This is a genomic window from Pseudomonas sp. V98_8 (assembly GCF_029967975.1).
Lineage (GTDB): Bacteria > Pseudomonadota > Gammaproteobacteria > Pseudomonadales > Pseudomonadaceae > Aquipseudomonas > Aquipseudomonas umsongensis.
Map to the genome: position 1 here is coordinate 141,909 of NZ_JASCAE010000006.1, position 11,313 is coordinate 153,221.

The window sequence follows — 11,313 nt, forward strand, 5'->3', positions numbered from 1 at the left end:
AGACGCAATGCAGAGGAGGAAACGTTTCAGCTAAAGCAGGTGTAAGGATAATGTTCTGTTACAAATAGAGAAAGGTCTTTTCCTGTCATGCAGCCTTTCGGATTCGGTAACAGTCTTTTCCGTTTCACCTACATTTAACGTAAGGTGCGCGGCTTCCAATTCCCACTCCTGCTCGAAGGCCTGGCATGAACGAACACACCCCCGATCCGCTGCACGGCGTCACCCTGGAACAGATCCTCAATGCGCTGGTGACCCATTACGAATGGTCGGGATTGGCCGAGCGCATCGATATCCGTTGCTTCAAGAGCGATCCGAGCATCAAGTCGAGCCTGACGTTCTTGCGCAAGACCCCATGGGCACGGGAGAAAGTGGAGCGCTTGTACGTGAAACTGATGCGCACCAAGCGCCCGGTTTGACATGCCACCCAAGGAAGGCGTGCAGCGACGCTTGATGACGTTGGCGGCCGCGCTGGGCTGGGCCGGGCTGAGTATTCAGCTGTACCTGATTTTTTTTGCGCGCTGGAGTATCGGCGCCAGTCTGCTGGGCGGGCTGATCAGTTTTTTCAGTTTTTTCACTGTGCTGAGCAACACCCTGGTGGCGACCGTGCTGACCTGTGCGGCCACGTCCCGCGAGTCGGCGGCGCGTCGCTGGTTCCTGCAGCCGGGGGTCAGTAGCGGCATTGCCGTGAGCATCGCGGTGGTTAGCCTGGCCTACAACCTGCTGTTGCGGCATTTGTGGCATCCGCAAGGCTGGCAATGGCTGGCCGATGAGCTGTTGCACGACGTGATGCCGCTGCTGTTTCTGCTGTATTGGTGGTTCTGTGTGCCGAAAGGCACCTTGCGTCTGCGGCACATTGCGCTGTGGCTGATTTACCCGTTGCTGTACTTCGCTTACACACTGCTTCGCGGGCACCTGTTGGCGGCTTATCCCTATCCGTTCATAGATGTGGACAAGCTGGGTTATCCACAGGTGTTTTTGAATGCCGGCGGATTACTGATGGGGTTTGTAGTGATGGCTTTGTTGTTGATGGCGCTGGATCGTCGGTGGCGGTGACCACCGTACCCGATCTACTGTGGGAGCGAGCTTGCTCGCGATAAGAGCACCGTGGGGTGTCTGGTGCCCAGCGTCATCGTTGACGACCATCGTCGGAACGCCGCCCGGAGCATGCTCGCTCCTACAGTTCATGCCTCATTATTCCTCGTCGCTGTCGTCCCGCCGCCAGTAGCCGACGGCCTTGACGAACTGTTCGTTCAAACCGTGCTCGTCGAGCAACACCCGACGTATCTGCCGCGACACCTTGCTCTCGGTTGCCACCCACGCGTACAGGCTGCCGGCTGGCACCTGGATCTGGCGCACGGTGCTCAACAAATGGTCTTTGCCCCCTTCGCGCAGCACCCAGATCACATTGACCTCGGCAGCGCTCTGCAGCACTTGCTGTTCCTTGCCATTTTCCACTTCGATGACCACCAGCGCCTTGCGATTGGCCGCCAGGCCTTCAAGGCGTCGGGCGATGGCGGGCAGGGCGGTTTCGTCGCCGATCAGCAGGTAGCTGTCGAAGATATCCGGCACGATCATCGAGCCCCGGGGCCCGCCGATGTGCAGGAACTGCCCGGGTTGGGCCTGTTCGGCCCAGGTCGAGGCAGGGCCGTCGCCGTGCAGCACGAAATCGATATCCAGCTCCAGAGTGTCCAGGTCGTAGCGCCGCGGGGTGTAGTCGCGCATGGCAGGCATCGGGCCGTTGTCCTTGCCAGCGCCGAGCACCAGGGTTTCCAACGCCGCCTGTTGCTCCGCGTTCTGCGGGAACAGCAGCTTGACGTGGTCGTCGGTGCCGAGGCTTACGAAGCCGGCCAGCTCAGGCCCGCCCAGGGTAATGCGACGCATGCGAGGCGTCAGGTCGACCACCCGCAGCACCTCCAGGCGCCGCCGTTTTATTTCATGCATGACGCGGTGAATGGTTTGGGAAGGCACGATAACGTCGGTCATTCGGCTGGCTCCTGGGCAAATTGAACGGCGGGGCCGTCGACAATGGCTTTGGCGGTGTTGTTGAGCAGGTTGGCGACACGCTGGATCTCTTCGGCACTCCAGCGTCCATGGTGCAGTTGCAAGGCATGACGCAGGTTATGCACCGCCTCGTGGATCTGCGGCGGGCGATCGTGGCCGCGCAACGAGCGCTTGCTCACATCGATGCGTGTGCGCACGCCGTCCAGGGCAATCGCTTGTTCGGTTAAAGACAGGCGTCCGGCGTCGGTCACGCTGTAGCGTTTTTTCCCGCCCTCGGCATCGCCCTGAATCATTTCGCTCTCTTCCAGAAAGGTCAGGGTCGGGTAGATCACCCCTGGGCTGGGGCTATAGGCGCCGTCGAACATGCCTTCGATCTGGCGGATCAAGTCATAGCCGTGGCAAGGCTGCTCGGCAATCAGCGCCAGCAGCAGCAATTTCAGGTCGCCGGGGGCGAACACCCGAGGGCCGCGGCCGCCCCGTTCGCGCCCGGGACGTTTTTCGAAGCCGTCACGGCCGTCGCCGTGTTCGCGGTGCGGGGAATGAGGGTCTCTCATTTTTCCTTCTCCTGTGATTTCTAGATACAACGTAAGATATATCTTATGAGGTGCGCAAGCATTACTGACCGACGGTCGGTAAGCCAGAACCCCCCCGCTGGTCTGGCGGGAGAAGGGAGTGCTGGTAATTTTAGAGTAATTAAACTAATCATCATTCTCCCGCTGTTGTTGGTAGTGAGTTGATGAATAAGTAGTACAGGTCTTACAGAAGTTGTTTTAGTTCTTGTCTGTGTGCTTTTTTAACTAAAACTGTGTGTAGGATATGGCTGATAGTTAAATATCTTACTTTGTTGTTTTCGCTGATTTTTCTACAGGTGCGTGGGGCACTTTAACTACATGTTTCATGGCGTTTTCGTACTTACTTTCCTAGGAATTTGGTCGATCATTGTTGGTGTCGAAAGTTGAACCGAAACGCCATCACTTTGGTGGCTGGCACGGATCACTAAAACTTTCCACAGACCAATCCTTTGAAAAAAACAGGTACTCAACAATGTTCAAGAAGTTTGCAATCGCCGTCCCGATGACCCTCCTGGCCCTCAGCTCTTCGATGGCGTTCGCGGCGGAAGAAGCGCGCACCTCCATCAACATCAGCGCTACCGTTCCTACCCAGGTTTTTCATGCCCAACCGGTGAATCCTGACTTCGGTAAAGATGAAAAAATGGCCTACCGCCTGGCAGATGGCACCTTGGAACCACTGCGAGCGACTTACGATATTCGACACACCAACGGTTCGGTCGGTGCTTATGTGGAAGGCGGGCCGCAACCCCTTTTCAACGGCAGCAGCGACATCGCTCTGACCTATAGCTTCAATGGTGTCACCTTGACCGGTGTTTCTCAGGAAGTGGTTGGCGATACCGAATCCAACGGCGGCATGCGGGCAGATCTGGTGATTGCTGCGGCCAAACCCACCGCTACACAAACTGGCGTGTTCACGGCCACTCCAGTCGTGATCTTCGATGCTATCCCGCGCATTTGAGACAAGCGCTGACTTAAGGCTCGACCTTATTCGTTAACACTTACCGGTCGATGGGCAATGACTGCCTGTCGATCGGGTTTTAACGCACTTATTCTCAGAGTATTTCGTTCATGTTCCCGATGACTCCCATCGCGACGGCGCTTGTCCTGTGTTTTTGCGCAACTGCCGTGGCCGCGCCCATGGATAACAGCCACACACCTCGAAGTTTGCTGGCGCAGGCCAAAGGCTTGCCGAGCGAGTTCGAAGAACATTTCTTTGATGTGCCACTGGCGGTGCGCGTGGAACTTGATCAACGGTATCTTGGTGAGGCGATGGTCGTGTTGTCTCGCGATGATCGAATCACCCTGATTGACTTCGCGGATGTCAGCGACAGTACGATCAAGCCCAGTGAACGCGAGATCTGGGCTAATTATCTGAAACAAGGCGTAGCCTTGGGCGGCTGCCAGGGTAAATGTCCCGAGCAGCTGTTGGCCGTGCACTACAGCCTTGAAAACTCACTGGTGTCGATCCTCACTGAAAACGCTGAGCGCGACGATCAGGTACAGCATTACTACAACTTGCCCGAAGGCGGCAGCACCGGGTTGATCGTGCGTAACCAGTTGAACCTCAACGGCGGGCAGAATCAGGACCTGGGCGGACGCTACGGCCTGGAAGCCAGCAGCAGCCTGGGCAACTGGACCCAAACGGTCAACACGCAGTTGTCTCGACTCGGTGGTCTGGATAACAAGCTTTATCACGCCGTATACGAACTCTTTACCCAGCGCGAGCTGCAGGGCAGCTTTCTGCGCCTGGGCTATTTCACGCCGACGTCCGAAGGCCTGACCCGCCAGCCACGGGCTTTTGGCGCCACCCCTGACACCGCGCTGGGGGTCATGTACGGCAGCTCCGACAGCCTGGCCATCAACAACCCGAAACCGGCGGTCTATCCGATCTACGTCACCGCCAATCGACAGGGCTCGGTGGAGATCTACCGCGATGGTTTGCTGATCAACACCCAGGCAGTGCCTGCCGGGTTGCAGACCCTCGATACGCGTCCGCTGCCCGGCGGTATTTATGAAGTGGAAGTGCGTCTGATCGAAGACGGCCAGATCACCTCCAGCACTCAAGAGCTGGTCTACAAACCCAACAACTGGCGTAACCACGACGAGCGCTGGCGCTACAACCTGTTCGCCGGCCGTGAATCGAAACTGCTCAGCAACTGGGAAGAGCAGGCCGACGGCGACATGACGGCGGGGACCGCGCTCAACTTCCTGTGGCACCCGCGAGTCATCCTGGGCCTTTCGGCTCGACAGGTGCGCGACTCCCTGCAATACGGGACGTCGGTCGATTGGGCCATCGTCAACAACGCCAGCCTTTATGCCAACGTCTACAAGACCGAGGATTACGGTACCGGCCTCGACGTGCAAGGGCTGTATTCCTATGGCAGCGGCAGCATCGTCGCCAGCCATAACCGTAGCTGGCTGGACACCACCCGGCTGTACGACACCTTGCCCGATGGCACGCGGGTGCGTCAGCGCAACGTGTTCGTTGGCCAGACCAGCAACTCGTCGCTGTCGATAAACCATCGACTCAACAGCAAGAGCTCGGTCAATGCCCGGGTGTCCCACAGCGAAGGCAACACCAACGGCACGGGCGTGGACCTGGGCTGGACCCAGCGTACCCAACTGTTTGGCAGCGATGCCAATTGGCGCCTGTCGCTGTTCGATCGACCGGGCAGCGTGAGCTCGGGAGACGACCGCAATCGCGGCATCGACTTGAGTGTGAATATCGCGTTGGGCGGCCCGGGTGAACAGCTTTCCGGCAGCATTGGCACCCGCACGGCGAGGGAAGGTGGGCGCGACAACAATGCCTCGATCACCTATCGCAAAACCCTGCAGGACCATGTGCTGCAAAGCGTCTCCGCCACGGCCATCACCGACACCTACGGCATCGGCTTGAATGCCATGGCGACCATGGGCTCCGACCTGGTCAACGGCGACGGCTTCATCCAGCGTTCATCCTTCAACAACGACCTCACCGGGGGCCTGAACCTCGATAGCACCGTGGCCGTCGGCGGGCAAAAGATGGTCATGACCAGCCAATACCACCGCAACGGTGCCGGGATGATCATCGACGTGGAGTCGGACATCGAGGACATCGCCTTGCGCGCCGATGATTTGAGCGGCGGCAGCGCGGTGCTCAAGCCCGGGCGCAATTTCGTGCCGATCACCGCCTACAAAAGCAGCTCGGTCAGTTTCGATTTCGAGGGCAACCACGTTCCCGCAGCCACCATCCAGCCGGCTCGTTCCAGCTATCACCTGAACAAGGGGGGCGTGGAATATCGCCAGGTCAAGGTGATGAGAACCCTGACCGTCCTCGGGCGCCTGATCGATCCCCAGGGCAACCCGCTCAAGGGCCACCACATCATCAACCACGCCAGTCGCGGGGTGAGTGAAGTGGACGGCTTCTTCTCCATGGAAATGAACGCCGGTTCGCCAACCCTGGAAGTGCGCCACGGCAGCCAGTTGCTGTGCCAGTTCCGCCTGGATACGAACAGTGGGCACACCGAAAACAACGTACTGATGATCGGCGATTTGCGCTGTACGCCGGATACGTTGGCGGATGCGACTTATCTATCTGAAGGTCGGGGTTAGTGGGCGTGGAGGATAAAATCAGCGTGATACGCCTACTCAAACAGACGGCCAACGTTTTGATGTTGTCTGGATTGCTGGGGGCAGTGAGCGAAGCGGCTGTCATGGAGATAGAAGCGAAATTCAGTCCGGATCCATCCAACCCGCTGGTCAATAAATTTATCAATACAACGAAGTTCACCGGGTTCTGCCAGGGTAACGAACCGGCGTGTGAGCGACGAGGACTGTCCAGTTTCAGGACACCCATTACATTCACTGCAACCAGACCCATCCGGGTCCATGAGACCAATCCCCGTGAAGCCGCAATGTTCAGCATCCCGGCGGAATGGCGAACATTGACAGTTACCAAAATGGGGGGTGCAAGCACTGAAACGGCGGAAGTGAAAGTACGTATGCCTGGTTTCGCGGTTAACTATCGCCTCAGCCACGATGCACGCGATTTGGTTGGGCGTCCAGATTTGGGTTCTAACGCCGCTCACGGACTTCTATGGCAAGGAGGGCTATGGTTGAGTCCTCCGTCACCCTGTCAGTGGGCGATAAAGGCTAGTACAAATACGAGGGAGCATGAAACGTTCTGGCTTACTCCGGCGGGTAGCGCTTGTCATAAAGCACCTAACTACATTATTCCAGAGTTTGATTATAAGTCTTTTGACTTTGCTTACGAGCTTCAAACCCCTGAGCCCTTGAAGTTGTCGCAGGGCACTTACACCGGAAGTATTCAGTACTCCGTCGGCCCCGGTAAGGATTTTGATATGGGTGATGTCATGTTACCCAGTGAGGATTCCCTAACGCTGAACTTCACACTTACCGTTGAGCATATGCTCAAGGTTGAAGTTCCACCCGGTGGTCATCGTGTGGAATTGGTCCCGCAGGGTGGCTGGCAATCCTGGCTGCAACAAGGCCGAAAGCCGACGCGTTTATTCAAGGACCAAACGTTCAATATCTCGGCCAGTTCGCGTTTCAAAATGGAGCTGGAGTGTCAGTACACCCAGGATGGCAATACCTGCTCTTTGCAAGAGCCGATTTCGGGCCACGTTGTTCCATTGAATATCAGCGTCAGTCTTCCTCATGGCTTGACCGATGCAAGTGGGCAGCCCGTGACCCGCCGACAACTACTTCTTAATGGTAGCGGTACCAAGCTGTTTCAACCCGGTTTTTATGTGGAGCGCAGGCCGGGGACTCTGCACTTCGAAATCCCATCCAGCGAAGTGGCTGAAATGATTCGCCCTGGCCGATCACGATATTATTCCGGCAATGTAACGGTTATCTGGGATTCGGAAGTTTGATTGTTTTCGATATTCATTTTTATTAAGTGAGGTACTGAAACATGAAGCGTTTGTTAGCCTTAATGGGTTTTTGTTTGTTCACCCAAACGGTTCATGCCGGACCGAGTATCAATATCGGCACCGTTTACGATTATCTGGACGGTGATAAGAGCACCTATCTGAAGCGAGTATTCAATGGCGGCGACAGTACGGCGTTCGTCAAGGTCAACATTCTCGAAATTCTCTACGATGCCGATGGCAAGTCACAGGAAGTGCCGCTTAAAACCACTGCCGATGGCAGCGGTCGCGATGGTTTGATGGCAAGCCCCGCGCGACTGATCGTGCCGGCCAATGGCATGCAGGGCACCCGTCTGCTGTTCATGGGCGAACGGGACAGGGAGCGTTATTTCCGGGTGCGATTCGTACCCGTGGTGCCGGAGAAGGAGGATGAGTTCGCGGTGTCCAGCGAAGAACGGGAAGACTACAAAAAGTCCCTGTCGGCCGGGGTCACCGTACTGGCAGGTTACGGCGCGGTGTTTTTCGTACGGCCAAAGGAAACACGCTTCGACAGTGCGATTGAAAACAACGCAGGCACCTATCGGATCCGCAACAACGGCAACAGCGTGGTGGTGGTCGATGAGTTCAAGGATTGTTCGGTTAAAAACGAACAGGACTGCCAGCCCACGACCAAGCATCACATCCTCGCGGGCCGTACCTTTGAGTTCGAAAAACAGGCCGGTCGTGAGTATCAATTCACCCTGGTGGAAGGTGAGCGCAGTAAAAAACTGGACGTGAAGGGATAACCCATGAGCACAAAGCTGACCCAGGTCTTGTTGTCGGTTGTTGCCATGTGCACGAGCGCCAATCTCTTCGCCGCCCGGGAAGAGCACACCTTCGAGGTGTTCGTGACGATTCCGACCCAGGCGTTTTATGTCATTCCATCGGACCCGGGCTGGATCCATCGCGAACAGCAACTGCCTTGGAACTTGTCGTCGTCGACACTGGGTGGCTTGCGCAAGTACTTCGATGTGAAGAACGAAGCGGGCTCGATCGAGGCGCGGCTGGAAGGACGACCGTATCTGTCCAACGGCACCGACGCTCATGACATTGCCTTGCGGGTGCTGTTCAACGGCAAACAGTTGAACGAGCTCGAGAGCAGCGAGGTGGTGTCCCTGGCCGAGGCGGCGCCTGGCAAGCGCGTGTTGCTGGAAATCCTCCCGACGCCACCTGCCGATGGGGTTTACAAGCCCGGCAATTACTTTGGCAGCGTCAACATGATCTTCAACGCGGTGATGCCGGATGCCTGATACCGATTGTGTGGGGCGCAAGGGATGATTCGTTTTCAAGCGTTACAACCATGGGCGGGCGCAATGGCCGTGCTCCTGGGATCGCTGTCATCGGTATGGGCGCAAGAGGTACAAATTCAAGCCTCGTTCAAGCCGGACTCGGCGAATCCGCAGCGTAACCAATTCCAGAATGACACCCCTCCCAGTGGTTACTGCGCCAGCTATCCCAGCGAATGCCGGGACAACGGGATGTTCAGCCTGCGGGTGCCCATCGAGTTCGACTCCAGTGGGCCAATCGTGGCCAATCATGGTGATGCCCGGCAAGGCGCGATGATCAAGGTCCCGGCACAATGGCGAGAGCTGACGGTCATTCATGAAACGACTGGCGAACCGGAAACAGTGAAGGTTCGAATCGCCGGGTTCGGCTCTGCTTATGTCACTGACGATGTGATTCAGCTGGTGGGCGCAGGTAACGATTATCGAGAGGCCCATAATAAATTGTGGGGCAGCAGTTGGGTGAATGCGCCATCACCCTGCCTATACAGTGGCGTGGGTTTTTTTGCGCCACAAAGGTATCGTTTTTTCTGGAAAACACCTTCTGAAGTTTCATGCCAGAAACAGGCGAAATTCGACGTGCCGTGGATGCGTTACGAATATGTCGATTTTGCGTATGAATTGGTGACCCCTAACCCTTTGGGCATGTCCTCGGGAAAATATCTAGGTAACTTGACCTACACGATCGGCCCCCACGGCGATTTCGACTTGGGCGACATCATGCTGCCCAGCAGTCCTTCATTGACGTTGAACTTCGCCCTGGACGTACAGCACACCCTCAAGGTCGAGGTGCCTCCTGGTGGAAGCCGTGTTGAACTGGTCCCGCAGGGTGGCTGGCAATCCTGGTTGACGCAAGGGCGCAAACCGACGCGCCTGTTCCGCGACCAGACCTTCAATATTTCCGCCAGTTCACGTTTCAAGATGCAGTTGCAGTGCCAGTACGTCCTGGGCAATACCTGCTCGCTAAATGAACCGTTGTCCGGCGACTTTGTGCCATTGAACGTTGGCGTCAGTCTGCCCCATGGCTTGACGGACGCGGGCGGCCAACCTGTCAATCGTCGGCCATTGCGCCTGGACGGCAGTGGCACGCAGTTGTTCATGCCAGGGATTTATGTGGATCGCAAACCGGGAACGATGCATTTCGAAATACCCGCCAGTGAAGTGGCAGAAATGATTAGCCCCGGACAACAACGACGGTATTCGGGACGCGTGACGGTTATATGGGATTCAGAAGTTTAGTGTCTTGCGCCAATGCAGTGAAAAGGAGTGCAGCAATCATGGAAATACTCAGGAAAATCATCCAGCTGACCGGGGTGGGTCTGGCGGGTGCGCTCATGCAGAGCGCGCTCGCCAGCACCGTTGAAATGACCGCGGTATTTCGTCCCGATCCGGCGAAGCCGATGCAAAACACCTTTATCAATACGACCCCTCAGGGCGGGTATTGCGGAGATCACCCCGAGTACTGCGAGGCGGGCGTTTTCAGCATTTTGTTGCCCGTTCGCTTCCGGGTGGCGGCAGACATACCGGCGATGCATGAGCAGCGTCGGGGCCCGATGTTCCGGGTTCCTTCATCCTGGCGAGACGTCACGGTGGTGCACGACGTGACCGGAGAGTCCGAGACGCTCAGGATACGCGTGAACGGGATCGGGGCCGCGTACACGATCAAGAAGCCTCTGCCCACGGGGATCTGGCAAAGTACCTGGGTCAATGCGCCGCCCCCCTGTGGATATGGCGGGGTGGGGTATGGCACTGCCTTGTACTATGCGTTCTTCTGGCGAGTGCCGGCCAATGCGGGGGTGTGCGCCAAGCAGGCACAAAAAGACATCACCCAGGACTACCAGTTCGCTTATGAAAACACCGGGTTCAGCTACGAGCTGGCCACGCCCAACCCGCTCAAGATGTCGGCAGGCACCTATCGTGGCGTACTGAATTACACCGTCGGGCCACATCAGGATTTCGACATGGGCGATGTCATGTTGCCTGACGACGATCTGATCACCCTCAACTTCACGTTGGATGTCGAGCACACCTTGAAGGTGGATATTCCCCCAGGCGGCGACAAAGTGGAGCTTGTTCCGCCAGGGGGATGGCAGGCCTGGCTGACCCAGGGGCGAAAACCGACCCGGTTGTTTCGTGATCAAACCTTCAACATTTCTTCGTCCAGCCGTTTCAAGATGCAGCTTCAGTGTCAAATCACCGGATTAACCGATTGCATGATTCGCGACCCCGTTTCACAGCGAGCTGCCGTGGTGAAACTGAGCGTCACCTTGCCCAACGGTTTGACGGATACCTTCGGGCAACCGGTCACGCGGCGTCCATTGCATGTCGGGCAGGCGAATGCCCAGACATTCAACCCCGGTTTTTATGTGGATCGCGCACCCGGCACCCTGCACTTCGAAATTTCACCTTACTACGTGGACTACATGATCAAGCCCGGCGAACCCTCCAAACAATACAGTGGCAACATCATCGTGATTTGGGATTCCGAAGTGTGATGGAAAAACGCCTGCCCTGAAGGCGTAAAGCCTTCAGGGCGAGTTCTGCCGA

The 11,313-nt window shown here is 56.9% G+C and carries 11 protein-coding genes; 9 read left to right on the top strand and 2 right to left on the bottom strand.

Features of this window, described 5'->3' with window-relative positions; genetic code table 11:
• Nucleotides 1-185: 185 nt before the first annotated feature.
• Both QLG10_RS06295 and QLG10_RS06300 read left to right on the top strand, forming a co-directional pair.
• Nucleotides 186-416 (top strand): VF530 family protein, encoded by a 231-nt coding sequence (locus QLG10_RS06295; RefSeq protein WP_110751689.1) that lies wholly within the window; start codon nt 186-188, stop codon nt 414-416.
• 1 nt (nt 417) lies between these two features.
• Nucleotides 418-1,053: a Pr6Pr family membrane protein gene (locus QLG10_RS06300; RefSeq protein ID WP_223194090.1), complete on the top strand. Its 636-nt coding sequence runs from the start codon at nt 418-420 to the stop codon at nt 1,051-1,053.
• 138 nt (nt 1,054-1,191) lie between these two features.
• On the opposite strand, the gene QLG10_RS06305 is transcribed toward QLG10_RS06300, so the two are convergent.
• The gene (locus tag QLG10_RS06305) at nt 1,192-1,983 is read right to left on the bottom strand and encodes a siderophore-interacting protein (RefSeq protein ID WP_188264131.1); all 792 of its coding nucleotides are present in this window, start codon (nt 1,981-1,983) and stop codon (nt 1,192-1,194) included.
• Nucleotides 1,980-2,555 (bottom strand): PadR family transcriptional regulator, encoded by a 576-nt coding sequence (locus QLG10_RS06310; RefSeq protein ID WP_110751694.1) that lies wholly within the window; start codon nt 2,553-2,555, stop codon nt 1,980-1,982. Before QLG10_RS06310 ends, QLG10_RS06305 begins: the two co-directional genes overlap by 4 nt.
• Before the next feature lie 490 nt (nt 2,556-3,045).
• Here QLG10_RS06310 and QLG10_RS06315 point away from each other — a divergent pair, with 490 nt between their 5' ends.
• The 7 genes from QLG10_RS06315 to QLG10_RS06345 all read left to right on the top strand — a co-directional run bounded on the left by QLG10_RS06315 (nt 3,046) and on the right by QLG10_RS06345 (nt 11,261).
• Nucleotides 3,046-3,531, top strand: a complete 486-nt coding sequence (locus QLG10_RS06315) for a CS1 type fimbrial major subunit (protein WP_188264130.1) — start codon at nt 3,046-3,048, stop codon at nt 3,529-3,531.
• A 110-nt stretch (nt 3,532-3,641) separates the two neighbouring features.
• Complete coding sequence (locus tag QLG10_RS06320) at nt 3,642-6,164, top strand: TcfC E-set like domain-containing protein (protein WP_248677865.1); 2,523 nt, start codon at nt 3,642-3,644, stop codon at nt 6,162-6,164.
• A 5-nt stretch (nt 6,165-6,169) separates the two neighbouring features.
• Nucleotides 6,170-7,447: a hypothetical protein gene (locus QLG10_RS06325; RefSeq protein WP_282486205.1), complete on the top strand. Its 1,278-nt coding sequence runs from the start codon at nt 6,170-6,172 to the stop codon at nt 7,445-7,447.
• A gap of 41 nt (nt 7,448-7,488) precedes the next feature.
• Nucleotides 7,489-8,229, top strand: coding sequence for a molecular chaperone (locus tag QLG10_RS06330; RefSeq protein WP_110751702.1), 741 nt, complete (start codon nt 7,489-7,491; stop codon nt 8,227-8,229).
• 3 nt (nt 8,230-8,232) lie between these two features.
• On the top strand, nt 8,233-8,733 hold the full coding sequence (locus QLG10_RS06335; protein ID WP_188264126.1) for a CS1 type fimbrial major subunit: 501 nt from the start codon (nt 8,233-8,235) through the stop codon (nt 8,731-8,733).
• Between the two features lie 24 nt (nt 8,734-8,757).
• Nucleotides 8,758-10,005: a hypothetical protein gene (locus QLG10_RS06340; protein ID WP_282486208.1), complete on the top strand. Its 1,248-nt coding sequence runs from the start codon at nt 8,758-8,760 to the stop codon at nt 10,003-10,005.
• Between the two features lie 38 nt (nt 10,006-10,043).
• Complete coding sequence (locus tag QLG10_RS06345) at nt 10,044-11,261, top strand: hypothetical protein (protein ID WP_188264124.1); 1,218 nt, start codon at nt 10,044-10,046, stop codon at nt 11,259-11,261.
• The last annotated feature ends 52 nt before the right edge of the window (nt 11,262-11,313 follow it).

Excerpts from the sequence above, each read along its gene's own strand:
- QLG10_RS06300 (WP_223194090.1), top strand. The coding sequence starts at position 418 with ATGCCACCCAAGGAAGGCGTGCAGCGACGCTTGATGACGTTGGCGGCC.
- QLG10_RS06310 (WP_110751694.1), bottom strand. The coding sequence starts at position 2,555 with ATGAGAGACCCTCATTCCCCGCACCGCGAACACGGCGACGGCCGTGAC.
- QLG10_RS06295 (WP_110751689.1), top strand. The coding sequence starts at position 186 with ATGAACGAACACACCCCCGATCCGCTGCACGGCGTCACCCTGGAACAG.
- QLG10_RS06330 (WP_110751702.1), top strand. The coding sequence starts at position 7,489 with ATGAAGCGTTTGTTAGCCTTAATGGGTTTTTGTTTGTTCACCCAAACG.
- QLG10_RS06305 (WP_188264131.1), bottom strand. The coding sequence starts at position 1,983 with ATGACCGACGTTATCGTGCCTTCCCAAACCATTCACCGCGTCATGCAT.
- QLG10_RS06335 (WP_188264126.1), top strand. The coding sequence starts at position 8,233 with ATGAGCACAAAGCTGACCCAGGTCTTGTTGTCGGTTGTTGCCATGTGC.
- QLG10_RS06315 (WP_188264130.1), top strand. The coding sequence starts at position 3,046 with ATGTTCAAGAAGTTTGCAATCGCCGTCCCGATGACCCTCCTGGCCCTC.
- QLG10_RS06345 (WP_188264124.1), top strand. The coding sequence starts at position 10,044 with ATGGAAATACTCAGGAAAATCATCCAGCTGACCGGGGTGGGTCTGGCG.
- QLG10_RS06320 (WP_248677865.1), top strand. The coding sequence starts at position 3,642 with ATGTTCCCGATGACTCCCATCGCGACGGCGCTTGTCCTGTGTTTTTGC.
- QLG10_RS06340 (WP_282486208.1), top strand. The coding sequence starts at position 8,758 with ATGATTCGTTTTCAAGCGTTACAACCATGGGCGGGCGCAATGGCCGTG.